The sequence below is a fragment of the Aureimonas sp. AU40 genome, from assembly GCF_001463785.1.
Lineage (GTDB): Bacteria > Pseudomonadota > Alphaproteobacteria > Rhizobiales > Rhizobiaceae > Aureimonas.
Map to the genome: position 1 here is coordinate 61,746 of NZ_BBWL01000010.1, position 24,662 is coordinate 86,407.

Sequence of the window (24,662 nt, forward strand, 5' to 3'; positions counted from 1 at the left end):
CTTGCCGGGAAATGCTCTAGGAGGCCGCCATGGACGAGACCCGCGACTACATCGCCGAGGCCATGGTGTTCGGCACCTTCCGGCCCGACCAGTATCTCCTGATCCTGCCCGTGCTGATCTGCTTCGTCTTCGCGGCGGGGCTTCTGATGATGCGCCGGCGCATGGACCGCCATCCCATCGTGGCCATCGCCGGCCTCGTGCTTCTGCTCGTCTGCGATCTCGCGCTGCTGGTGCGCATCGCCGAGGGCGGGCCGATCTCCATGGCCATGGGCGGGTGGAAGCCGCCCTACGGCATTTCCTTCACGGCCGATGTTCTCAGCGCCTTGTTCCTCTCGGTGGCGGGCTTCGCGGGCCTTGCCTGCGGCATCTATGCCGGCGCTTCGATCGATGCTGAGGGGCGGCGTTACGGCTTCTATCCCTTCCTGTTCATGGTCATGGCGGGCGTCTCCGGCGCCTTCCTGACCGGCGACATCTTCAACCTCTATGTCTGGTTCGAGGTGATGTTGATCGGCTCCTTCGGGCTCCTGATCCTCGGTTCGGAGCGCGAGCAGCTCGACGGCGCGACCAAATACTGCTTCCTGAACCTTATCGGCGCGACGCTCTTCCTGCTGACCATCGGCTATCTCTACGGCGTGTTCGGCACGCTCAACATGGCCGACATCGCGGTGAAATCGGCGGCGCTGGAGGGCAACGGCGTTCTTCTCACCATCGCCTCGCTCTTCCTTGTCGCCTTCTCCATGAAGGCGGCGGCCTTTCCGCTGAACTTCTGGCTGCCGGCCTCCTATCACACGCCGCGCTTCGTCGTGTCGGCGCTGTTCGCCGGCCTACTCACCAAGGTCGGCATCTACGCGCTGATCCGCGTCGTGCTCATGCTGTTTCCGCCCGAGCGCGGCGGGCTCGGCTTTGTCATCGCCTGGATGGCGGCACTCACCATGCTGATCGGCGCGCTCGGCGCCCTGTCGCAGACCGACCTTCGGCGCATGCTGAACTATGTCGTGATCGCCGGCATCGGCACGATCCTCGCCGGCCTCGCCATTCCGCCCGTCATGGAATCGCGTACGGTCGCCATCACGACGGGCGCGGCCGGCGTGCTGCGCGAGGCGGCGGAGGGGGCAGGCTTCAACAACGGCGTGTCGCTGGACGGGCCGCTCGCAACCGGCCTGTCGGGCGCGGTGTTCTACGCCCTTCATTCCGTCGTGGTCATGACGGCGCTCTATCTCGCGGCTGGCGTCGCGGCCTTTCGAAACGGCTCGTCATCGCTGCATGAAATGGGCGGCCTCTGGAAGCGCCATCCCCTGTTCTCGGCCATGTTCCTCGTGCTGCTGCTCGGCGTCTCCGGCCTGCCGCCCTTCTCGGGCTTCTGGCCCAAGATGCTGCTCGTGCGCGCGGCCATCTCGGCCGATCTTCCTTGGCTTGCGGCCTCGGTGCTCGTCTCCGGCTTCCTCCTGACCATCGCCTGCATCCGCGTCTTCTCGCTGGCCTTCTGGCGGCCTCTCCCGGCGCTGGCGGAGGCCGGCGAGGGACATCCACCGGAGGAGGTGTTCCGCGCGCCGCAGCCGGGCCGGCCCTTGGCGCTCATTCCGCTGGTTGCGCTTTGCCTCTTCGTCGTCGTGGTCGGCGTCTGGCCGGAGCCGCTGGCCGAACTCACCTACGAGGCCGCGCATCAGATCCTGAAGCCGAGCGCCTATCTCGCCGTGGTTCTGGGGGGAACGCCGTAATGAATCCCTTCGTCGCCAACCTTCTCCTGGCGCTGGTCTGGCTGGTCATCACCGGCGGCTTCAGCCTCGGCAATCTCATGTTCGGCTTCTTTCTGGGTGCCGGATCGCTCTTTCTGATCCGCGAGCAGATCGGCGCGCAGGGCTATTTCCAGCGCGGCCGCAAGGTGCTCGGGCTCATTCTCTTCCTGATCTACGATCTCGCCGTGTCGGCCTGGCGCGTTGCCAACGTGGTCCTGGCACCCAAGCTCGACGTGCGCCCCGGCGTTTTCCTCTACAAGCACCGGGTGGAGACCGATTTCGAGATCGCCCTCCTGTCCAATCTCGTGGGGCTGACCCCGGGCACGCTGATCTTCGACCTGTCGGAGGACGGCTCGACGCTCTTCGTCCACGCGCTCGACTGTTCCGACCCGGACGAGCGGCGGCGCGAGATCGCGGAGGGCTTCGAGCGGCGCATTCTGGAGGCGTTTCGATGAGCTTCGCGCAGTTCTCCGAACGCTTTCTCGATATCGCGCTGACCGTCGCGCTGTTCCTCCTCTGTGTTTCCTTCCTCTGCACGGTGATCCGCATCTGGCGGGGGCCGACTCTGCCGGACCGCGTGCTCGGGCTCGACGTCCTGACTTCGTCCTCGATCGGCTTCATCGCCGTGATCGGCATCGACACCGGCTTCACGCTTTATGTCGACATCGCCATCGCGCTCGGCCTCGTCGGCTTCCTCGCCACGATCTCGTTTGCGCGCTTCATCATGGCGCGCGGCGACACAGAGCGCTCGCCCGTCGCCGCCGCGACGGAACCGGAGGCGGACCTGAAGCTTCTCGGCGAGAAGGACCAGATGCCATGACGGCGGCGATCGGTAATATTCTGGCGGGCATCTTCGTCGTCATGGGCGCGCTCTTCGCGCTGGTCGCCTCGATCGGCATCCTGCGCCTGCCCGACTTCTACACCCGCATCCATGCCGCCTCGAAGGCGGGAACGGTCGGCTCCGTCCTGGCGCTTGTCGCGCTCGCTATCGTCTCCGTGCAGACAGCCGAAGTGCTGCGCGCCATCGCCGCCATCGTCTTCTTCTTCCTCACCGCACCGATCTCAGCCCACCTTCTGGGCAAAGCCGCCTATTCCGCGGGCTATCGCATGTGGTCGGGCTCGGTGCTGGACGAGATGGACGAGGACTTGGAAGCGCCGCCCAGCGCCCTGACGCAGGGCGACGACAGGGAAACGGCCTCCTGGCCGGCCGATCCCAACCGTCGCTGATCGCCGGTCGGTTTTCCAACCGACAGCCTAAGCTCCGATTGGTGGTGCTGGGGTAGGAATGGCTGCTTGCCTCGCCGGCTGTTTCGGGCTGAGAAGGGTGGAAACGCTCTGATCCCGGCACACTGGAAAAACATTTATGATGCGATGGCCCTTTCGCACCGCCCTCGGCTTCGCCGGACTGTTCGGCGCGGCAGGAACCGCAGGGGCGGCCTATGCCGCGCATGGGGGAGGGGATGCGAGCCTCGCCGCAATCGCCGCCGCCATCGCCTTCGTCCACGCGCCGACGCTCCTGGCGCTCAGCCTTGCCGGCGAGCGGCTGCGCGGTGCGGCTTTGCCGATCCTTGGCCTGATCGCGGGCGTGCTTCTGTTTTCGGGAGATTTGGCGATGCGATTGGCAACCGGAGGCCGGCTCTTCGCCATGGCCGCGCCAACCGGCGGCACGGTGCTGATCCTGTCCTGGCTGCTGCTCGGCGTTCTCGCCCTGCTTCCCGTGCGCGGCGGGAAACCTTGATCGCGTAGGCGCTTCGCCGCCGACTCGTGATTGGCGGCGAAGGCGTTGGGGTCAGCGCGCGGGCGTCGACGGTGTGGCGGCGGCCGCCTCCGTGGGGGCGGCAAGGGCAGCGGCCGGGCCGCTCTTGATCGCGTTCAGCAGGCGTTCGGCGAGCGCTTCGTAATTGCCGTCGAAATGGTGCCCGCCCTCGATCGAGAGTTTGGCCGCATCGGCCAGCTGCGGCGCGAGGCAGGCGGTGTCCGCTTCGTCCTCAGTGCCGTAGATGCAGAGCAGCTTGGAGACGGGAACGGCTTTCAGTGCGTTCACCACGTCGCTCGCGCCCGTCGACATGCCGAGCCAGCCACCGACCGAAATCTCGAAGCCCGTCTTCTGCGAGGGCGCGAGAAGGCCGATCAGGTCGATCCGGTCGGTCCAGATCTGTGGCAGCTTGGGATAGGCGAAGGGCAGCGTGTCGGCGCCGAAGGAATAGCCGAGCAGCGCCACCGGAACGCCCGGCTTGGGATTGGCCTTGCCAAGCATGGTCTCCATGTCGGTCGCCATCTGCTCCGGCGTCTTTTCCGACCAGAAATAGCGCAGCGCGTCGACGCCGATGACCTCGACGCCATGCTCGCTCAGCCAGTCGCCGATCGTTTTGTCGAGATCGCGCCAGCCGCCGTCGCCGGAGAAGAAGAGCGCAACCGCGATCGGCTCGCCCTTGGGCTTGGTGACGATGATCGGCAGGGCCGAATTGTCGGCTTGGCTGATGTTGTCGGCCGCCGCGACCACGGCGTCCATGGCGGTCGCCGGGTCCTTCGCTACCACGGTCGCCGCCTTGTAAGGCGCGGTCGGGGCGAGGTCCGTCGAATGGCCCTCGGGCTCGATGAAGACGAAGGGCTGAATCAGGTCGGCCGTGCGATCGTAGGCGAAGCCGCCGCGCCCGGCGGGCGTGGCCTTGGCGCCGGCGCAGACCGGAAGCGTCGAGCGGGCCGAGGGGGCGGCGTTCAGCGCGACGCCGCCGGCCATGGTCGCGGCCGGCGTATCGGCCACCGCCGCATAGGCGACGGTGCCGCCCACTCCGCGCCCGACCACGACGGGGTGGAAATAGGTCTGAAGCTCCAGGGCGCGCAGGGCTTCCTTGGCGATGCCCTCGATATCCGAGCCGAGATAGATGCAGTCGTCGCCGTCCTCGATCCCTTCCTCCAGCGCGGCGCGCCAGCGAACGAGATCGATCTGCACGACGATCTGTCCGCCGTCCACGAGCTTGGCCGCCAGCTCGCGGTCCTCGCGCGCGATCCCGCCCTCGTCGGACAGGAGCACGGTCAGGCCGACCGGATCGCTGTCCGGCTCGAAGACGGGAACCCCGGCCATGTTTTCGTAGGTGACAACGGCGGCGGGCACGGCGGCGGCGGCGTTGCTCTTGACGCGCGACAGAAGAATGCCGGCCCCCACCCCACCCAGAAGGATCGGTGTGAGAAGAGCGGCGAGAAGAAGAGGGGCTCGCTTCATGAATCCTGCTTGGGTCGGCCGGAGATAAGGGTCGTCACGTCCACCAGAACCTTGGCTGTGTCGAAGCCGCCAGGACAGACGAGGTAATGCGGCGTCCAGACGGGCGCGAATTTCTGCTTGAAGGATTTCAGCCCGTCAAATCGATAGAAGGAGCCGCCGCGCCGATAAAGGAAGGAGCCGAAGCGGTTCCAGCGCGAGGCGCCGCGCCGGTCCACCAGGCCCGACAGGGGCGCGGCGCCCAGGTTGAACCATTTGTAGCCCTCGTCCTTCGCATAGAGCATGAGCTTTGCGAAGAGCGCGTCCATGATCACTTTCGAGACATTGGGCAGGAAGCGCATCAGGTCGATCGAGATTTCTTCCTTGTTCGCGCCGCGCCAGATATTGGCGAAGGCGACGATGGCCCCGTCCTTCTTCAGGACCGCCATGTCGAAATGCGAGAGATAGGCCCGGTCGAAATAGCCGAGCGAGAAGCCCTTTTCAGTGCCGGACTTCATCTCGAGCCACGCGTCGGACACGGCACGCAGCTCGTCCATGCTGGCCACGACCTCCTCGCGCGAGATCACCGAGAAGACCAAGCCCTCGCGCTCGGCCCGGCGCGTCGCGGTGCGAAGGTCCTGCTTCTTGGCACCTTCCACGGAGAAGGTGGTGAGATCGACGCGGGCGACCTCGCCGAGCTTCAGGGCGACGAGGCCCATGTCGAGAAAAAGCGGCAGGCTTTCGGGCGAGACTTCGTAGAAGACCGGACGCTCGGCCTGCGCATCCGCCAAGTCGCGGAAGGCCCAGGCCAGATCGTGCACGACCTCGGGCGGGCCGATCGGCTCGCCCAGCGCGATCAGGCTGCCGCCCGAGCGTGCGTACATGACGAAGCCGCGTTTGTCCGGCGAGAAGAGGAAGCGCTTGTCGCCCAGGAGCGCCAGTGCCGCGTTGGTGTTGGGCGAGGCGTCTACGATGGGCGACACGTCGTCGGGAATGCGGCTGCGGCGCTGGATGCGGTCGGTCCGGCGATGAATGGCGACATCCAGCCCGACGAAGGCGATCACCACGAAGGCGACGACGCTGGCGCGCAGGAAGCGCGGCGCATCCGCCGAAAGGGCGAAATCCCACCACATCGTGTTGGCGTATTCGACATGGCGATAGGCGAAGAAGCCGAGCCAGACGCTGGCGATCACGGTTGCCGAAACCGCCGCCAACCAGCTCCAGTTGACGGCGAAGAGGCCGCGCATGGAGCGGCGATAGAAGGCGTGGCGGAAGCCGATCAGAAGGCCGGCGACGAGAACGAGGACGAAGGCCTCTTCCCAGTCCAGGCCTTTCGAGATCGAGAAGACGGCGCCGGCCACGAGCAGGCCGAAGGCCACGACCCAGGCGCGCCAGAGGCGCTTGGCGAGGCCGCGCGAGACCACCAGAAGCGCGACGCCGACGAAGCTCGCCGCCAGATGCGACATCTCGATGAAGGGCAGGGGGACGAAGTCGCTGAGAAGATCGAGGCGCTTCTCCTGGCCGGGCGTCGCGCCCGAGAACAGGAGAACGAGACCGCCGCCGAAAGCCAGAACCGCCGTGGCCGGCGGCACCATGGGCTCCAGCGCGCGAGAAAGCTCCTTCATCGGCCCCTTCATCACGCCGCGCCGGCGCACCGCCTCCACCACGAGAAGGCCGGCGACCGTCACCAGAAGCGGCAGCAGCGTGTAGATCAGGCGATAGACCAGGAGCGCGGCCACGACATCGGCGCGCTGCGACAGGCCGAGGCTGGCGATGATGGTCGCCTCGAAGGCGCCGAGGCCGCCGGGCGCGCTGGACGCGACGCCCACCACCACGGCGACCGAGAAGACCAGGGCGAAGAGAATGAAGCTGTCGACCGTGTCGGCCGGCATAAGAACGTAGAGCGTCGCGGCGGCCGCGCCGACATCGATGATGCCGGCGACGAGCTGGACGATGGCGCCCTTGTGCGAGGGCAGGGGCAGCGTGAACTTGCCGAAGCGGGCCGTGCGCTCGCCGCCCGACAGCCAGACCACGAAGCCGGCGACCAGCGCCACGAGAATGATGCCGATCGCCGCGTCCACCACCGGGCCAGCGTCGCGGAACACGGGAACGCCCTGCGGATCGACGATCAGCGCGACGCCGAGCATGATGGCGAGCGCGAACCAGAGCGCGAACCAGGACGTACCGACGATGCGGCCGATATCGGCAAGCTCGATACCGCCCGACTTGTAGACGTGGTAGCGCAGCGCGCCGCCGGTTAAGAGCGGAAAGCCGAGCGCGTTGGAAATGGCGTAGCCGGCCGCGCCCACCGTCGCGGCGACGGGCTTCGACACGCGCCCCGGCGCGATAGTCTCCACCGCCACCACGTCGTAGAGCGAGACGGCGGCGAAGGAGATCACCGTGAAGACGAGGGCCAGGATCAGGTCGAGCCCCGACACCGCGTTCACCGCGCCGCGAACCTGATCGAGCGTCAGCGTGTGGACCATGCTGCCGAGCGCCGCGAAGGCCGCCACCGTGATGGCGAGCCCCAGCGCGGCGGGGACATATCTGCGCCAGGCGCGAGCGGAATGACGTTCGGCTTTGGCCTCGGTGGTCATGTCGATTCCCAATGGTCCCGCATTGTCCGGCCATGCCGGAGCGATGGGCATTTACCCCGTCGCACCGCTTGAGCAAGCCCATGCGGCGCGATTGCGTAAATTTCAGGACGGACGCTTATCGATCGAGCATGAAAATTAGATGCATTGCCGCAGGGAAAGGCAGTCATTTCTTTATTTTTGACCAAACGATAAAAACTTTTGACGGTCCCGAATCTTCGAAGCATTCTGATTTGGAACGGTTCGAAACTCGGGGCCGACGAGGCGCCGAAATCTTCCGCCGTCATGCCGCAATCGCCTTTCGGACCGCCACTTCCGGCGCCGTCGAAAGCGCCGTGCCATCTCGTCCAGAAGGGTTTCCCATGTCCGAAATCCGCATGACCTCTCCCGACATCGCCGCCGGTCGGCTCGGCCCCGATCTGCTCGCCCAGGGCTTCTCCGACATTCATCCGCCGCTGGAGGCGCACGAGGCGCTGGTGGAGGCGGATCGCTGCTATTTCTGCTTCGACGCGCCCTGCATGCAGGCCTGCCCGACTTCGATCGACGTGCCGCTATTCATTCGCGAGATTCAGGCGGGCAACCCGGTCGGCGCGGCGAAGACGATCTTTGAGGCCAACATTCTGGGCGGCATGTGCGCCCGCGTCTGCCCGACGGAAACGCTCTGCGAGGAGGCCTGCGTGCGCGAGGCGGCGGAGGGCAAGCCGGTGCGCATCGGCCTGCTTCAGCGCTTCGCCACCGATCACCTGATCGAGGCGGGGCGGCATCCGTTCGAGCGCGCCGGGCAGACGGGCCGCCGCATCGCTGTGGTCGGCGCTGGGCCGGCGGGCCTGTCCTGCGCTCATCGTCTGGCCCAGCTCGGCCATGACGTGACCCTTTTCGACGCGCGGGAGAAGCCGGGCGGCCTCAACGAGTACGGCATCGCCGCCTATAAGGCGACCGACGGCTTCGCCCAGGCTGAGGTGGACTTCATTCTGGCGATCGGCGGCATCAAGCTGATCAACGGGCGTGCGCTCGGGCGCGACCTGCATCTGGACGAGCTGCGCGAGAGTTTCGACGCGGTGTTTCTGGGGTTCGGCCTCGCCGGCGTCAACGCGCTCGGCCTCGAGAGCGAGGCGAGCGCCGGCGCGCATGATGCGGTCGCCTGGATCGCCGACCTGCGCCAGACACGGGACCTCTCGGATCTGCCGGTCGGACGGCGCGTCGTGGTGATCGGCGGCGGCATGACGGCGGTGGACGCAGCCGTGCAGGCCAAGGCGCTGGGCGCGGAAGAGGTGACGCTCGCCTATCGGCGTGGCCGCGAGAGCATGAACGCCTCGCTCTACGAACAGCAGATCGCGCAGACGCGCGGCGTGCAGATTCGCTGCCATCTCGCGCCCCGCCGCATCCTCGCCGAAAACGGCCATGTGCGGGGCATCGAGATGGAGCGAACGCGCCTCGTGAACGGGCGGCTGGAGCCGACCGGCGAAACGGTGACGATCGAGGCCGATCAGGTGTTCAAGGCGATCGGCCAGCAGTTTCGCCTGGAGGGGCTGGAGCCCGAGGCGGCGGGGCTGGCGCTGGAAGGCGGGCGCATCCGCGTCGATGCCGAGCGGCGCACCAGCCTTCCCAGCGTCTGGGCTGGAGGGGACTGCGTGGCTGGCGGCGAGGATCTGACCGTCGTTGCGGTCGAGGACGGCAAGCGCGCCGCGCTTTCGATCGACGCCGCATTGCGAAACGCGGCCCTCACGACCCCTGAGCAAGCCGTATCCGCGCCGGCCTTCGCCGCCGCCGCGCGCTGAGCCTCACCCCGGACGATTGGGAACCCAAGATCATGGCCGACCTCGCGACCGATTTCATCGGCATCCGCTCGCCCAACCCTTTCTGGCTGGCCTCCGCGCCGCCGACCGATAAGGAATACAATGTCCAGCGGGCCTTCGAGGCCGGCTGGGGCGGCGTCGTCTGGAAGACGCTGGGCGAGGGCGACCCTGTCGTCAACGTCAACGGGCCGCGCTATGGCGCGATCCACGGGCCGGACCGTCGCCTGCTCGGCTTCAACAATATCGAGCTCATCACCGACCGCTCGCTGGACCTCAATCTCGAGGAGATCGCCCGAGTCAAGCGCAACTGGCCCGACCGCGCCGTGGTGGTTTCGCTCATGGTGCCCTGCGAGGAGCGGAGCTGGCAGGCGATCCTCGCGCGCGTCGCCGATACGGGCTGCGACGGGGTGGAACTCAATTTCGGCTGCCCGCACGGCATGTCCGAACGCGGCATGGGCTCGGCCGTGGGCCAGGTGCCCGAGTATATCGAGATGGTCGCCGCCTGGTGCAAACAGCATTCCAGCCTGCCGGTCATCGTCAAGCTGACGCCCAACATCACCGACATCCGCTATCCCGCCCGCGCCGCCCGACGCGGCGGGGCCGATGCGGTCTCGCTCATCAACACGATCTCCTCCATCGTCTCGATCGACCTCGACAATTTCGCGCCGACGCCGACGATCGACGGGCGCGGCAGCCATGGCGGCTATTGCGGACCGGCGGTGAAGCCCATCGCGCTCAACATGGTGGCCGAGATCGCCAGGGACCGCGAAACATACGGCCTGCCCATGTCCGGCATCGGCGGCATCACCACCTGGCGGGATGCGGCGGAGTTCATCGCGCTCGGCTGCGGGAACGTGCAGGTCTGCACCGCAGCTATGACCTATGGTTTCAAGGTCGTGCAGGAAATGACGGCCGGCCTGTCGGACTGGATGGACACGAAGGGCTATCGCACCATCGAGGATTTTCGCGGCCGTGCCGTGCCCAACGTCACGGACTGGCAGTATCTCAACCTGAATTACGTCACCAAGGCCCGCATCGACCAGGACCTCTGCATCAAGTGCGGGCGATGCCACATCGCCTGCGAGGACACGTCGCATCAGGCCATCACGAATCAGGTGGAAGGACGGCGGTACTTCGAGGTGATCGACGCCGACTGCGTCGGATGCAACCTCTGCGTCAATGTCTGCCCGGTTGAAAGCTGCATCACAATGGAGCAGATCACCGGCCATGATCCGCGCACCGGCCTGCCCATCCCGCCGGACTATTCCAACTGGACGGTCCATCCCAACAACCCATTGAAACGAGAGACGATTCAGTTCGCACCCGAGCCGATGGTGCTGCCCGACGCAGCGGAATGACGGACGGAAACCTCGTCGTTCGTGTGAGCGCATGGCGTGTGGTCAGACTCTCGGCGCGCCGGGTACGGCGGCCTTTTCCCTATCAATTTCAGGTGTCTTCCTGCCGATGCGACGATCCCAAGCAGGCCGGCTGTAACGGAACACTAATGTCATGATGCGAAGCTCAAGGTGAAAGTCGAAGATGGTCGGCCATCGATTGGTCGATCGTCGGCAGGAGCATGAGTTGGTGTTGTGAAATCGATAAACGCCAAACTTCTTGTCAGCGCGCTCCTCATCGCGCTTCTGGCAGGGTTCGTCGGAATGTTGGTGCTTCGCAGCAATCGCGACGCGGCGGACATCGCGACGGCCATGTTCGACCATGGCATCGATCCGCTCGACCGGCTCGAACAGGCGTCTCGCGCTTTGAACGATCTGGAGAAGCGCTTTGTCGACACGCCGACGGCCCTGACCCACTCCGGCGCGTTGCAGAGTGATGACGGCGCGGCGCTTCTGACGGGGCTGACCGATATTGTCGGCAGCGTGCGCGGCGCCATCGGTTCGCTGCCCGACGGTGACCTGACCCACCAGCTCGACACGCTGCTCTATTCCATCAACCGCCTCCGCACCGCCGACGGCGATGTCACGCATCGCTTCGTCAAGCGAGAGCTGGCCGACATCGTGCGGGATGTGGAAGGCGCGATCAACGTGATCCGCAGGGATCTGATCGCGATGCGCGACTTGTCCCTGCGGGAGCGCCACGCCATCGACCGAGCGGTGCTGGCGGGCGGCGCATCCGGCCTCGTCATCGGTCTCCTCCTTCTGGCTTATCTCTCCCGCAGCATTTCGCGCCCCATCCGAAACGCCGCGTCGGCGCTGCGTATGGTCGGTGGCGGCGCGATGGCGGGAAAAGGCGCTCTGCCGGGCGACATGATGGTGGATCTGGAAGCGGCCATCCGCTTCGTGGAAACGGTGATCGAGCACAAGGATCGCTCGTCCCGCCTGCAGAAGAACAGTTCGGCCGCCCATCTCCTGGCGACGGTCGAGCGCCAGCAGAAGCGCTTGCGCGTGGCCCTGGACGCCTTGCGCAAGCCGCTCTGCCTCGTCGACGACAAGGGCCGGCTGACGGACGCGAACCAGGAGTTCCTTCGCCTCTTCCCGGGCCTTCGGGCGGGAACGGCGGTGGCCTCGTGGTCCGAGCATCCGGGGTTGGCGGCGGCGCTGCTGGCCGGCACGGAAGACGAGGTCCTGGAACTGGAAGACGGGTCGAGCTGCCGGATCCGCTGCCATTCCAACCCGATCGACAATGGCATCATCGCCGTGTTCGACGAACTGGCCGGGGAAGAGAGCGCCCAGCGCGAGTTGGAACGGCTGACCCTGCAGGATTCCTTGACCGGCCTGCCCAATCGGGACGCCTTCTACAACGCGCTGCAAAAGGCGCTTCACACCGGAGCCGACCCGATCTCGGTCTTCGTGATAGACGTCGTGGCCTTCAAGAACGTCAACACGACCCTGGGCCTGATCGCCGGCGACGACCTCCTGCGTCAGGTCGGCGAGCGCCTTCGCACCCTCGCCGGGCCGGACAGCATCACCGCGCGTCTGGCGGGCGACGAGTTCGGCCTCATCCTGCCCGGCGCCGGCGAGGCGATGGGACCGGAGCGCTTCGGCCGCGGCATCGTGCAGGACTTCGCTCGGCGGCCGATCGCCGTGGCCGGGCGTCCGCTGACGATCCGTCTGGCCGTCGGCGTGGTTCCCGACATCGCCCCCGGCGGCGGCATGGACGCGCGCACCGTGATGCGGGACTGCGAGATCGCGCTGGAAACCGCCAAGAAGCGCAGCACTGACCCGTTCTGCGTCTATGCGCCGGAGATCCAGAAGGAGCACCAGCGGCGCCAGGATATGGAGCGCGATCTGCGCGAGGCGCTGACGCGGAGCGAGTTCGAGCTGCATTTCCAGCCCTTCGTGGACTCCAAGCGTCGGCGCGTGTCGGGCTTCGAGGCGCTGGTGCGCTGGAACTCGCCGACGCGCGGCCGCGTCTCGCCCGGCGTCTTCATTCCGATCATGGAGGAAACCGGGCTGATCGTCTCGCTCGGGCAGTTCGTGCTGCGCGACGCCTGCCGGCAGGCCGCCCGCTGGCCCGAGGGCTTAAGCCTGTCGATCAACCTTTCGCCCCGACAGTTCGATTCCGGCAACATCGTGGCCGACGTGCGCGACATCCTGGCGGAGACCAAGCTCGACCCCAAGCGTCTTCAATTGGAAGTGACGGAGTCGCTCTTCCTCTCCGACGCCGATAAGGTTCTGGACATTCTTAATGCGCTTCGTCGGATGGGAATCACGATCTCGATGGACGATTTCGGAACCGGCTATTCCTCGCTCGGCTATCTCAGCCGCTTCCCCTTCGACAAGATCAAGATCGACCAGTCCTTCGTGCGCGATCTCACGCGTCGGGAGAACATGGCGATCGTTCGCGCGGTGCTGGGCCTCGGCGCGTCCATGAAGCTTTCGGTCATCGCCGAGGGTGTCGAGACCGTGGAGCAGATGCGCGTGTTGGAGAGCGAAGGCTGCGAGGAGATGCAAGGCTATCTCTTCTCGCCGCCCCGCCCGGCAAGCGATCTCGCCAAGATACTGGTGGAAGTTCGGGAGGGGTTCCAGGACGGTCGCTTCGGACCCTCCACGCCGCTGGACGTGCCCTCAGCCGCCCTGCGGGCCTGATTGCAAGGCGGCGCGGCGGCCTAACTCCTAGCCTCGGCGCGGGAAACGCCGTTGAGGACGATTGCGAGTACCGCCTCCGTCGTCTCCGTCAAGAAGTCGCGACTCTTGGCCCGATCGCCCAGAACCGCTTCGATCTGGGCCGCGAAATCGGCATAGTGCTGCGTGGTCGCCCAGATCAGGAAAATCAGATGCACGGGGTCGACGGAAGCGATCCTCCCCCGCTCCACCCAATGCGCGATCACCTCGGCCTTCGCCTCGACCAGCGCTCGCAGATCGGTCTCGAGAAAGGGGCGGATCACGGGCGCGCCGTTCAGCACCTCGTTGGCGAAGAGTCGCGAGGCCTCGGGCTGCTCGAAGGACATGCGCAGCTTAGCGCCGATATACTGGCGCAGCTCCGTTTCCGGGTCGCCGTCTCGCTCCAGCATACGCAAGGGCGCCAGCCATTCGGTAAGGGTGCGTTGGAGCAGCGCCTCGTAGATCTCCTCCTTGCGCCGGAAGTAGTAAAGCAGATTGGGCTTCGACATGCCGGCGCGCTTGGCGATCTGGTCGATCGTCGTGCCGCGATAGCCATAGGTCGCGAAGATCGGGAGGGCGGCGGCCAGGATGGCCTCGCGATTGGCGGTCTGGATGCGTGTCGCCGGGCGTTCGGGGCGGAGCGGCTGATCCATGGTCAAGCCTTCCTTGCCTTATCTTTTTGCGCGGTGATGACCTGCTCTCGAATCATGCAAATGCGCCTTGACCGTCTTCCGCCGAGCTTCTAGCCTCCCTTTTGACCATATAGTCAACAATCGGGAAACGGCTGATGTCGAGGCCCGCCTCGCCTGACGGAGCCTCGGCCGAGCGGCGAGGGATGTTGGGTCCGAACCTCGCGCCGGCCAGCAAGCAGGGATCGTGGATCGTATGAGCCTTCTTTCCAATCTCCAGTGCAATGGCGACCGGCTGTGGACCACGCTGGAGGAGATGGCGAAGATCGGCCCGGGGATCGCCGGCGGCAACGATCGGCAGGCCCTGACCGATGCCGACGGCAAGGGGCGCCACCTCCTGGCCCATTGGGCCAGGCAGGCCGGCCTCACCCTGGCGGTCGACACGATGGGCAACATGTTCCTGCGTCGCGAAGGCGCCGAGCCCGATCTCGACCCCGTCTATATGGGCTCGCATCTCGACACGCAGCCGACAGGCGGGCGCTATGACGGCGTCTTGGGCGTGCTCGGCGCGCTGGAAGTCGCCCGCACGCTGGACGATCTCGGCATCCGCACCAAGCGCCCGCTGGTGATCGTGAACTGGACCAACGAGGAGGGGACGCGCTTCGCCCCCGCCATGCTGGCCTCAGGCGTGTTCGCGGGGCTGCACGACGAGGCCTGGGCCAAGAGCCGGGTGGATGCCAAGGGCAAGCGCTTCGGGGACGAACTGGCCCGCATCGGCTGGGAGGGCACGGAACCCATCGGCGACCGCTCGATCCATGCCTTATTCGAACTGCATATCGAGCAAGGTCCCATCTTGGAGGACGAGGGCGTAGAAATCGGCGTCGTGACGCACGGTCAGGGCCTGTTCTGGCTGGAGGTGACGCTGACCGGCCTGGAAAGCCACACCGGCTCGACGCCCATGCCCAAGCGCCGCAATGCCGGGCTGGGCCTCGCGCGCGTCACCGAACTCGTCCACGCAGCAGCCATGGCACGCCAGCCGGGCGCGGTGGGCGCGATCGGCCATATCGAGGTCTATCCCAACTCCCGCAACATCATCGCCGGCCGGGTCACCTTCACGGTCGACATCCGCTCGCCGGACAAGATGGTGCTCTACGCCATGCGCGAAGAGATCGAGGCGGGGATCGCGGCGATTGCCTCCGAACTCGGCCTGGAGGCGAAGGTGGAGGAAGTCGGCCATTTCGACCCTGTCGTCTTCGACGCGGGCTGCGTCGATGCCGTGCGCGCGGCGGCCGGTCGTCTCGGCTACAGCCACCGCGACATCGTCTCCGGCGCAGGCCACGATGCCTGCTGGATCAACCGCGTCGCGCCGACGGCCATGATCTTCTGCCCCTGCGAAGGCGGGCTCAGCCACAACGAGGCGGAGGCCATCACCAAGGACTGGGCCAAGCAGGGCGTCGACGTCTTGCTCGGCGCGGTGGTGGAAACTGCCGGCATTGCCGCCTGAGTCCAAAGAAACCCGGGAGTTCGACGCATGAGCATCGCGATCAAGGGCGGCACGATCGTCACCGCCGATCTGACCTACCGCGCCGATCTTCTGGTGGAGGATGGGCGCATCGCCGCGATCGGGCCGGATCTTTCGGGCGATGAGGTGATCGACGCCTCCGGCGCCTATGTCATGCCGGGCGGGATCGACCCTCACACCCATCTCGAAATGCCCTTCATGGGCACGCATTCCTCCGACGATTTCGACACGGGCACGGCGGCTGCGCTAGCCGGAGGCACGACCATGGTGGTCGACTTTTGCCTGCCCGCGCCGGGCCAGGGACTGATCGACGCGCTGGGCGAGTGGCACCAGAAGGCCGGGAAGGCGCGGATCGACTATTCCTTCCACATGGCCATTACTTGGTGGGGCGAGGAGGTCTTCGCCGACATGCCGAAGGTGGTGGCGGAGGGCATCAACACGTTCAAGCATTTTATGGCCTACAAGGGCGCCTTGATGGTGAACGACGACGAGATGTTCGCCTCCTTCTCGCGCTGCGCCGAGATCGGCGCCATGCCGCTGGTGCATGCGGAGAACGGCGACGTGGTGGCCTTTCTCCAGCAGAAGTTGCTGGGCGAGGGAAACAACGGGCCGGAGGCTCATGCCTATTCCCGCCCGCCGGAAGTGGAGGGCGAGGCGACCAACCGCGCCATCATGATCGCCGATCAGGCCGGCGTGCCGCTCTATGTCGTGCATGTGTCCTGCGAGGAGGCGCACGAGGCAATCCGCCGGGCGCGGGCCAAGGGCATGCGCGTCTTCGGCGAGCCGCTGATCCAGCACCTGACCCTCGACGAGAGCGAATACGCCAATCCCGACTGGGACTATGCCGCCCGCCGCGTCATGAGTCCGCCCTTCCGCAACCGAAAGCACCAGGATTCGCTCTGGGCGGGGCTCCAGTCCGGCTCGCTGCAGGTCGTCGCCACCGACCATTGCGCCTTCACCTCGGCGCAGAAGCGCTTCGGGCTTGGCGACTTCACCAAGATTCCGAACGGCACGGGCGGGTTGGAGGACAGGATGGCGGTGCTCTGGACGCGCGGCGTCAACACCGGGCGCCTGACGATGAACGAGTTCGTCGCCGCGACCTCCACCAACATCGCCAAGATTCTCAACATCTACCCGCGCAAGGGCGCCATTCTGGTCGGCGCCGACGCCGATCTCGTGATCTGGGACCCGGCGGCAACCAAGACCGTCTCGGCCGCCGCACAGCATTCGGCGATCGACTACAACGTCTTCGAAGGCTTCGAGCTGACCGGCCTGCCGGCCGTCACGCTGTCGCGCGGGCAAATCGCCTATCGCAACGGCGAGATCCGCGCCGAGACGGGGGAGGGACGCTTCGTCCAGCGCCCCGCCAACGCGCCTGTTGCCAAGGCGCTTTCGACCTGGAAGGAACTCACCGCGCCGCGCAAGGTCGAGCGTTCCGGCATTCCCGCCGGCGTTTGAACCAGGGCGTTGGTGCAGAGGAGGCGAGAGCAACGGCCGCCCGCCTCCTAGCCGTCAGCTCCGCGAGGCTTCACCGCCAAGCTGCAGGCGCTCCGCGGCGAGGACATCGCGCCGGATTTCCGCCGCGCGCTCGCCCGCCGGCTTAGAGAAGCGGGCGAGAAGCAGGTAGGCGACGGGGGTCAGGAACAGGGTCGCGACCGTGGCGAGGCCAAGGCCGCCGACGATGACATAGCCCAGCGTCACGCGCGCTTCCGCGCCCGCGCCGGCCGAGAAGATCAGCGGCACGCCGCCGACGATCGTCGCGATCATCGTCATCAGAACGGGGCGCAGGCGAATGATCGAGGCTTGCTCCACCGCCTCTCGAACCGAAAGGCCGGTTTCGCGAAGTTGGTTGGCGAACTCCACGATCAGAATGCCGTTCTTGGCCATGATGCCGACGAGCAGCACGAGGCCGATCTGCGAATAGAGGTTCAGGCTCTCGCCAAAGAAGCCCATGGAATAGATCGCGCAGGCGACGCCGAAGGGCACGGTGGCGATGATGATGAGCGCCGACACGAAGCTTTCGAACTGCGCGGCGAGAACCAGGAACACCACGACGATGGCGAAGCCGAAGACCAGCGCCAGTCCGCTCGACGTCTCCTGCAAGGTCGCCGCTTCCGCCAGCGGCACCAGCCGCATGTCGTCCCCCAGCCGCTCGGTTGCGAAGGACTGGAGGTCCGCCCAGCCTTCGCCGATCGAATACCCGGGGCGAAGATCGGCCGAAAGCGCGACGGAGCGCGACTGGTTTTCGCGCGCCAGCGAGGGCGCGATGGCCTCCTCCTTCACGGTCGCGATGGAGGACATGGGAATGAAGCGCCCATCCGTGCTCCGGATGAAGATGTTGGCGAGGTCGGACGGGTCGTTGATCGGCTGCGCGGTGGAGATGATGTGGATCGGCACCGAGCGATCCTCGACATAGGTCGTGCCGATCTCCCGCCCGTCGAGCAGCGACTGCATGGCCGCCGACAGGGCGTTGATGTCGATGCCGAGATCGGAGGCCTTCTGCCGGTCGATGGCGACGGAAAGCTGCGGCTGGGTCGTGTCGAAGGCGAGCTGCACCCGGCCCCAGCGTCCGTCCTCGTTCATCGCCGCTTCCAGCGCCTCGGCGGTGTCGGAAAGGCCGGCATAGCTCGGCCCGGCCAGAGCGAACTGGAGGCCTCGGCCTCCGCCGCGAATGCCAAGGGAGTTTGGCTGGATGGCGCGCGCCTGAACGCCGGGAATGTCTCGGAAGGCGCGGTTGAGTTCGCTCGCGATCTCCTGCTGCGTGCGCTCGCGCGCCCCCCAGTCGGTCAGCGTCATCACCATGAAGGCGCCGTTGCCCGTGCCCGTGCCGATCCGGGCGTAGACGCTGGTGGCCTCGCCGCTCTCGACATAGCGCAGCACGATCTCCTCCACCTGTCGCATTTGCTCGTTGGTGTAGGCGAGGCTGGCGCTCTGGGGCGCGGAAATGCTCATGAGGACCGAGCCGCGATCTTCTGCGGGCGTCAACTGCTGCGGCAGGCCGGCGAAGACACTGATCGCGCCGACCGCGAAGACGATCGAGGCCGCCAGAACCGGCAGGGGATAGGCGAGGCAGAGGCGCAGGAGCTTGGCGTAGCCGGCCGCAAAGACGCCGCCGAGCCGCGTGACGCCGCGCTTCAGCGGGCCGGCCTCCGGCTCCTTGTCGCTGAGCATCGAGGCGGCCAGCATGGGGCAGAGCGTCAGCGCGATAAAGGCCGAGAGCGTGACCGAGATCGCGAGCACGAAGCCGAACTCGCGAAACAGACCGCCCGCGACACCTGGCAGGAAGGAGATCGGGATGAAGACGGCGGCGAGCGTCGCCGTGGTGGAGACGACGGCGAAGAAGACCTCGCGCGTGCCGATCACCGCCGCCGCGCGCACGCTCATGCCGAGATCGCGCTGGCGGATGATGTTTTCCAGAACGATGATCGCGTCGTCCACCACCATGCCCGTCGCCAGAACCAGCGCCAGAAGGGTGATGATGTTGACGGAGAAGCCAACGAGATAGATGCCCGCGACGACGCCGATCAGCGCGATCGGGATGGTCAGTGTCGGGATCAGCGTCGCCCGCGCGTTCATCAGGAAGGCGTAGATGACGCCGACCACGATGATGATGGCGAGGATCAGCGTCAGCTCGACCTCGTGCAGCGAGCCGTTGATGAAGGTCGCTTCGTCCGAGGTGACGACGATGCGCGTGCCCTCCGGCAGGCTGGCGTTGAGCTCCGCCACGGCGGCGCGCACCCCTTCCGAAATCGCGATGGTGGACGAGCCGGCCTGGCGCACGACGTCGAGGCCTATGCCGGTCTGGCCATTGACACGCAGGAGCGAGGCCGCCTCGTCCGGCCCGAAGCGCACGGTCGCGACATCGCGCAGCCGCGTGTTGGGATTGAGCAGGACCGCTCCGAATTCCTCGGGCGTCGTCAGGCTGGCGCTGGCGCGCACCACGAGATTTTGCGTCGGCGATTCCAGCGAGCCTGCCGGTTGGTCGAAGGAGGCGTTGGCGAGCGCGGTGGAGACGTCGGCCAGTGTCAGGCCGCGCGTCGCCAGATCGTCCGGCCGAATGTCGATATAGACGAGCTTCTCGCGATCGCCCGATGGATCGACATTGGCGACGCCCTCGACGGCGGCCACCCGGTCCGCGATCCGGTCGTTCACCAGCGTGGTCAGGTCCTCGATCTTCAACGTCGAGGAAAGGACGGCGAGGCGCATGATCGCGTCGGCATCGGCGTCCGCTTTGACGATGCGCGCCTCGTCCGCATCGTCGGGCAGCGAGTTGGCGATGCCGGCCACCGCGTCTCGCACGTCGCTGGCTGCCACGTTGAGGTCGGTGGAATCGGTGAACTCGATGGTGACGCGGCTCTGGCCAAAGCGCGAGGAGGAGGAGATCGAGGCGATGCCCGGCACGCGGGCGACGGCGCTTTCGATCTCGTCCGTCAGCTGGCGATCCACCACTTCGGGCGAAGCGCCCTCGAAGCTGGTGGAAACGGTGATGACGGGACGGTCCACATTGGGCAGTTCGCGGATTTCCACGGCGTTGAAGGCCGCAAGCCCGGCGACGATCAGGAGAAGGTTCAGGACGATGGTCAGAACCGGGCGGCGGACGAAGAGCGAGGTGAGGGCGGTGAGCCCGTCGACACGTCCTTCCCCACCCTTGTCCGGCGCGCCGCTCATCGGGCGAGCTCCGCCCGGCGTCCGTTCGCCGGATCGGCGGCGGCGGAGGGAACGGGCGCGGGTGCATCTGTGGCGTCGGCCGGGACGGGCGCCTGCACCGGCTCGCGCACCCGCACGCTCAAGCCCTCGCGCAGCTGCTGCAGCCCCTCGCGCACCACGGGTTCGTTGGCCTTCAGCGTATCGGAGGCGACGAGGATGCGGTCCACATTGCGCTCGATGATGCCGACGGGCTTCTTCACCGCCTTGCCGTCCTCGACAGTCCAGACATAGGAACCCGCGCGCTCCCACTGGATGGCGAGCGGATCGACCGAGACATAGGTCTGGCCGGGAAATTCCATGGAAATGCCGAAGGACATGCCGGGGCGAAGAAGATCCTCCGCATTGTCCACCACCGCTTCGGCGCGCAGCGTGCGGCTGGCCTCGTCGATGCGGCTGTCCAGCGCCGTCAGCCGGCCCTGGAAGACGCGGCCCGTCCGCGTGGTCGGCTCGGCCGTCACGGTCTGGCCGATCGCCAGTTCCGCCGCGTAGGCTTCCGGCACGTTGAAGAGGATCTTCAGCTGCGAGCGGTCGTCCACCACCGCGATCTGGGTGGAACTGTCCACGAGGTCGCCGATGTCGAGATCGAGAAGACCGACACGGCCGGCGATCGGCGATGTGACGTCGCGCTTGCGCAGCGCGATCTCGGCGGTCTGAAGATCGAGCGCGGCGGCGTCCCGCGCGCGGGCCACCTCGTCGAGCTGCACGGCCGTGATGGCGGCGCCGGCCGAAAGCGACTGGTAGCGCTTGAGCTGGTCTTCGGCGGCGGTCAGCGCCAGCTTGGCCCGGTCCACCGCCACGCGCTCCGCGTCGTTCTGCAGCACGGCCAGCGTCGCGCCCGCCTTCACCACCTCGCCCGAGGCGAAGCCTATGCCCGCCACGATGCCCGTCGCATCGGCCCGGATTGCGACGGAGCGGACGGCTTCGCCCGTGCCGAGCGCCCGGAGCCTGTCTCGCGTCACCGCCGGCAGAGCGGGGTCCACCACCACGAGCGGCGCGGCCTGATTGCCGTCCCGTCCGGCTGGAGTTGCGCCCACCTTCTCGGCATCTTCGGGGGATAGGCGCGCGATCAGGTCCTTCGCCTGCTGCGGAAGGGGGAGGCCGCTTTCCAGAACCAACCGGCCGGGAAGCGGCGACAGCATCATCCAGACCCCCAGTGCCACCAAGAGAACGAGGACCGTGACGACGATCTGCCGGAGAAAAGCCATGTCTGCCTTTGTCGGATCGGGAGCGGCGGATAGGGCCACTCTTCGCGAGGAACCTAGGGGAGGAAGCCCCAAGCCATGTCATAATTTTTGGTAAGGCTGGCTTAATGGGATGTGAATGGAATGGCAGAACGGCGAAAGGCCCGCGTGTTCGCGGGCCTTTCCGTTCTCAGGCCGGCTCCTCACGGAGCCGACACGCTTTCGTTATCGAGCCTGAGTGGTGGCCGGAATGTCGCTCGGGTTGGCGACACGCATGGAGTCGCGGTTCTGGGCGTAGCTGTCGCGGTTGTATTCCGGCGCGTTACGCAGCTGATCCTGCGTGAACTGCGTGGTCAGCGTCACGCGGCCGCTGGAGTCGCGCAGGAACTGCAGATTGTCCATCGCGACGGCCACCGGCTTGGCGCCGATGCCGAGGAAGCCGCCGACATCCACGATCACCGCATCGACCTGACCCTGCGGGGTCAGAGCGAGATCGCCGATCGAGCCGATCGTCTGATTGTCCGGCCCGTAGACCGTGGTGCCCATCAGATTGTCGGCCGAAAGTTCGGCGCCGGTGATCGGCGAGCCGCTCGCCATGGGCTGCGTGCCGCCGGTCGAGGCCGTGGACGTGGCGTCGGTCGTGTCGGTGGCCATGCCGGTCGTCGCCGTGCCCGCCGCCATTCCGGCTGTACCGGCCGTTGTGCCGGCCGCCATGCCCGTGGTGCCCGTCGTCGCGCCGGTCGTCGCCGTGGTGTTGGCCGCCATCTCGCTCGGCTTTTCATCGGCGAAGGAAGGAGCGTTCTTCAGCTGCTCCTTGGTCGCCGCCAGCATGGCATGCGGCTCGTTGTTCTCGCCGCGCGTCATCGAGATATTGTCGAACGGAACGCCGACATCCTTCTGGCCGATGCCGAGGAAGCCGCCGACGCCGACCACGAAACCATCGACCCGGCCCGCCGAGGAGACGATCAGGTTGTTGATATCACCGATGCGCTCGGAGCTGGTGTTCGCGCCGGCATAGACATTGTCGCCCACGAGGTTGGAAGCGAGATAGTCCTCCGCGCCCAGCGTCGCGAGGTAGCCGCCTTCAGCCGAAGCAGTCGCCATTCCGGTGGTGGCCGGCTGGGTCGTGCTGGCGGCCATGTCGGTCTGCGAGGCCATGGCGCCGGTCGTCGCCGTACCAGCGGCCGTGGTGCCGGAGGCCATCGTGCCGGTTGCGTCCGGCGTGGCGGTGGTCGCCATACCCGGCGCGGTGGCGGTAGCCGTCGTGCCCGTGCCCATCGCCGCGTTGGTTTCGGCCGGTGTGGTGAAGACCGGCGCCGAGGTCAGCTGCTCGCGCGAGGCGGTCAGCACGGCGCGGGGCTCGTTGTTCGCGCCCATCGTCCAGTTGATTTGATTGAAGGGCACGGCAATCGTCTTGGACTGGTCGCCGAGATAGGCGCCGGTGTCGATCACCACGGCCTTCACGGTGCCGTCGGCGGCGACGATCAGGTTCTCGATTTCGCCGGCCTCGTCGGAATTGGCGTCCGCCGAAGCGTAGACATTCATGTCCATGAGATCGTCGGCGAGATACTGGTTCTCGCCCAGACGCTCGATATAGGCGATGTCGGCGGTCGAGGCGGCGTCAGTCGGAGCAGCAGCGGTGGTGCCGGACATGGCGCCTGTGCCTGCACCCTGGGTCGTCATTGCGGGCTCGGTGGCGGTCGTCGGGGCGGCGCTCTGGGCGAAGGCGCCGGTGGCGAGGACCGTTGCGAGGGCGGTTGTCGCGAGGAGCTTGCGAACCATTCGAGTTCTCCCTGTAAGAAATGTCCCCATGCGGGGAAGATCCGGCGCCGCGAACCGCGTCGCCTTTCGAGGGGGTTAACCGCAAGGGAATGCCTGGGTTCCGACACGGGGCGAAAACGCCTTCGTGATGAGCACCCCTTGCGTCGTTCACGCGAAGGCGATCACGCCGAAGAAGAGAAGCAAGAGAAAGCCGATCAGCACGATCAGGATCAGCACCTTGGCAATGCCGGCGGAGGCGCCCGCGACGCCCCGAAAGCCGAGGAGACTCGCGATCGCGGCAACGACCAGAAGAATGACGATCCATTCAAGCATGGAAAGGGCCTTTCCCTTTTGTGAGCGCCGCGCCTGTCGCGGTTCCGTCAGCTCAAACGGCCTGCTCCCGGCGGGGTTCCCCGGCTCGCGGCCGCGTATCCGGCCGCTCTCCTGCTTTCGTGAGGGCGCCCCATATGAGGGCTCGAAACCGGCTCAAGCAGCGAGGCCTATCGGCGTCATGAAGGTTCATGCCCTCCTCAACCGTGGCGGCGGAACGCTGCGGACCCTGGATCTCGACATCCTCAGCGCCTTGATCTGCGACGAGTTCCGCATGCACGGCCACGAGATCGAGGTGGATCTTCTCTCCGGCGAGGAGCTGATCGGCAGCATCCGCGAGCATTCCGAGCGCAGCGATCTCGACGTGCTGATGGTGGGCGGGGGAGACGGAACGGTGTCCGCAGCGGCGGCGGCCGTCGCGCATTCGCCGGTCGCGCTCGGCGTGCTCCCGGCGGGCACGATGAACCTCTTCGCTCGCTCGCTGCAAATCCCGCTCGAACTCGAACAGGCCATTCGCGCCCTGTCGACGGGGCGGATCGTCGAGGTGGACATTGCCAGCGTAAACGACGAGTTCTTCATCCACCAGTTCGCCGTCGGCCTCCATGCGCGTATGGTGCGCACGCGCGACAAGATCGACTATGGCTCGAAGGTCGGAAAGATGTGGGCCAGCGTCAAGGCGGTGGTCTCGGCCGTTCGCAGCCTGCCGCTGGTGGATCTCGAAATCGAGATCGACGGCAAGCGTGAATCCATCCGCACCCCGGCGGTCGCCATCTCCAACAATCTTTATGGCGATGGGCATCTGCCCTTCGCGGACGATCCGCAGGCTGGCCGGCTCGGCATCTACCTCATGCGTTCGCACGACCGGGCGGCCATGCTCAAGATGACGATGGACATGATGCGCGGGGCCTGGAAGGCGAATAAGGACCTGACGGTCACCGAGGCTGACTCGATCCGCATCGTCTATGGCGGTCGCAAGACCCATAGCCGCGCCGTGATGGATGGCGAGCTCAAGAATCTCGATCGCGTCTCCGACGTCACGATCCATCGCCGGGGGCTGAAAGTGCTGGTGCCGGAAAGCGCGACGATCGATTGAACCGAAAACCCCTCGCACCGTCCTTTGACGACGGTGCGAGGGGCGGAAGGTCT

At 66.5% G+C, this 24,662-nt stretch carries 18 protein-coding genes; 11 read left to right on the forward strand and 7 right to left on the reverse strand.

The features are described from left to right. Window positions 1-29 precede the first annotated feature (29 nt). The 5 genes from AUL32_RS03930 to AUL32_RS03950 all read left to right on the forward strand — a co-directional run bounded on the left by AUL32_RS03930 (window position 30) and on the right by AUL32_RS03950 (window position 3,474). Complete coding sequence (locus AUL32_RS03930) at window positions 30-1,718, forward strand: proton-conducting transporter transmembrane domain-containing protein (protein WP_062111936.1); 1,689 nt, start codon at window positions 30-32, stop codon at window positions 1,716-1,718. Then, entirely contained in the window at window positions 1,718-2,191 is a 474-nt protein-coding gene (locus AUL32_RS03935; RefSeq protein ID WP_061975104.1) for a Na+/H+ antiporter subunit E, read from the forward strand. The genes AUL32_RS03930 and AUL32_RS03935 overlap by 1 nt, the downstream gene beginning before the upstream one ends. Beyond that, the gene (locus tag AUL32_RS03940) at window positions 2,188-2,556 is read left to right on the forward strand and encodes a cation:proton antiporter (RefSeq protein WP_061975107.1); all 369 of its coding nucleotides are present in this window, start codon (window positions 2,188-2,190) and stop codon (window positions 2,554-2,556) included. The genes AUL32_RS03935 and AUL32_RS03940 overlap by 4 nt, the downstream gene beginning before the upstream one ends. Further along, complete coding sequence (mnhG, locus tag AUL32_RS03945; protein WP_061975109.1) at window positions 2,553-2,963, forward strand: monovalent cation/H(+) antiporter subunit G; 411 nt, start codon at window positions 2,553-2,555, stop codon at window positions 2,961-2,963. The genes AUL32_RS03940 and mnhG overlap by 4 nt, the downstream gene beginning before the upstream one ends. Before the next feature lie 136 nt (window positions 2,964-3,099). Next, window positions 3,100-3,474, forward strand: a complete 375-nt coding sequence (locus AUL32_RS03950) for a DUF423 domain-containing protein (RefSeq protein ID WP_062111938.1) — start codon at window positions 3,100-3,102, stop codon at window positions 3,472-3,474. A gap of 51 nt (window positions 3,475-3,525) precedes the next feature. On the opposite strand, the gene AUL32_RS03955 is transcribed toward AUL32_RS03950, so the two are convergent. Together AUL32_RS03955 and mprF are read right to left on the reverse strand one after the other, a co-directional pair. Beyond that, window positions 3,526-4,959 carry a virulence factor family protein gene (locus AUL32_RS03955; protein ID WP_062111940.1) on the reverse strand — a complete coding sequence of 478 codons (1,434 nt, stop codon included), beginning with the start codon at window positions 4,957-4,959 and terminating at the stop codon, window positions 3,526-3,528. After that, window positions 4,956-7,532 carry a bifunctional lysylphosphatidylglycerol flippase/synthetase MprF gene (mprF, locus tag AUL32_RS03960; protein WP_062112110.1) on the reverse strand — a complete coding sequence of 859 codons (2,577 nt, stop codon included), beginning with the start codon at window positions 7,530-7,532 and terminating at the stop codon, window positions 4,956-4,958. Before mprF ends, AUL32_RS03955 begins: the two co-directional genes overlap by 4 nt. 368 nt (window positions 7,533-7,900) lie before the next feature. Here mprF and AUL32_RS03965 point away from each other — a divergent pair, with 368 nt between their 5' ends. The 3 genes from AUL32_RS03965 to AUL32_RS03975 all read left to right on the forward strand — a co-directional run bounded on the left by AUL32_RS03965 (window position 7,901) and on the right by AUL32_RS03975 (window position 13,371). Further along, entirely contained in the window at window positions 7,901-9,307 is a 1,407-nt protein-coding gene (locus tag AUL32_RS03965) for an NAD(P)-dependent oxidoreductase (protein ID WP_374700917.1), read from the forward strand. A 32-nt stretch (window positions 9,308-9,339) separates the two neighbouring features. Then, window positions 9,340-10,683: an NAD-dependent dihydropyrimidine dehydrogenase subunit PreA gene (gene preA, locus AUL32_RS03970; RefSeq protein ID WP_062111943.1), complete on the forward strand. Its 1,344-nt coding sequence runs from the start codon at window positions 9,340-9,342 to the stop codon at window positions 10,681-10,683. Between the two features lie 300 nt (window positions 10,684-10,983). Next, window positions 10,984-13,371: a putative bifunctional diguanylate cyclase/phosphodiesterase gene (locus tag AUL32_RS03975; RefSeq protein ID WP_156421312.1), complete on the forward strand. Its 2,388-nt coding sequence runs from the start codon at window positions 10,984-10,986 to the stop codon at window positions 13,369-13,371. 20 nt (window positions 13,372-13,391) lie between these two features. On the opposite strand, the gene AUL32_RS03980 is transcribed toward AUL32_RS03975, so the two are convergent. Then, complete coding sequence (locus AUL32_RS03980) at window positions 13,392-14,039, reverse strand: TetR family transcriptional regulator C-terminal domain-containing protein (RefSeq protein ID WP_156421313.1); 648 nt, start codon at window positions 14,037-14,039, stop codon at window positions 13,392-13,394. 232 nt (window positions 14,040-14,271) lie between these two features. Here AUL32_RS03980 and AUL32_RS03985 point away from each other — a divergent pair, with 232 nt between their 5' ends. Both AUL32_RS03985 and hydA read left to right on the forward strand, forming a co-directional pair. Next, window positions 14,272-15,519 carry a Zn-dependent hydrolase gene (locus tag AUL32_RS03985; RefSeq protein WP_062111948.1) on the forward strand — a complete coding sequence of 416 codons (1,248 nt, stop codon included), beginning with the start codon at window positions 14,272-14,274 and terminating at the stop codon, window positions 15,517-15,519. A 27-nt stretch (window positions 15,520-15,546) separates the two neighbouring features. Then, window positions 15,547-16,995 (forward strand): dihydropyrimidinase, encoded by a 1,449-nt coding sequence (hydA, locus tag AUL32_RS03990; RefSeq protein WP_062111950.1) that lies wholly within the window; start codon window positions 15,547-15,549, stop codon window positions 16,993-16,995. Between the two features lie 54 nt (window positions 16,996-17,049). Here hydA and AUL32_RS03995 read toward each other — a convergent pair whose 3' ends face one another. The 4 genes from AUL32_RS03995 to AUL32_RS24420 form a co-directional block, all read right to left on the reverse strand. Then, window positions 17,050-20,205: an efflux RND transporter permease subunit gene (locus AUL32_RS03995; RefSeq protein WP_062111952.1), complete on the reverse strand. Its 3,156-nt coding sequence runs from the start codon at window positions 20,203-20,205 to the stop codon at window positions 17,050-17,052. Beyond that, window positions 20,202-21,449 (reverse strand): efflux RND transporter periplasmic adaptor subunit, encoded by a 1,248-nt coding sequence (locus AUL32_RS04000; RefSeq protein WP_062111953.1) that lies wholly within the window; start codon window positions 21,447-21,449, stop codon window positions 20,202-20,204. Before AUL32_RS04000 ends, AUL32_RS03995 begins: the two co-directional genes overlap by 4 nt. A gap of 201 nt (window positions 21,450-21,650) precedes the next feature. Beyond that, a complete protein-coding gene (locus tag AUL32_RS04005; RefSeq protein WP_062111956.1) occupies window positions 21,651-23,207 on the reverse strand; it encodes a PRC-barrel domain-containing protein in 1,557 nt (518 codons plus the stop codon). 147 nt (window positions 23,208-23,354) lie between these two features. Then, window positions 23,355-23,519, reverse strand: a complete 165-nt coding sequence (locus AUL32_RS24420) for a DUF1328 domain-containing protein (protein ID WP_082639232.1) — start codon at window positions 23,517-23,519, stop codon at window positions 23,355-23,357. A gap of 178 nt (window positions 23,520-23,697) precedes the next feature. Here AUL32_RS24420 and AUL32_RS04010 point away from each other — a divergent pair, with 178 nt between their 5' ends. Continuing rightward, window positions 23,698-24,609: a diacylglycerol/lipid kinase family protein gene (locus AUL32_RS04010; RefSeq protein WP_062111958.1), complete on the forward strand. Its 912-nt coding sequence runs from the start codon at window positions 23,698-23,700 to the stop codon at window positions 24,607-24,609. The last annotated feature ends 53 nt before the right edge of the window (window positions 24,610-24,662 follow it).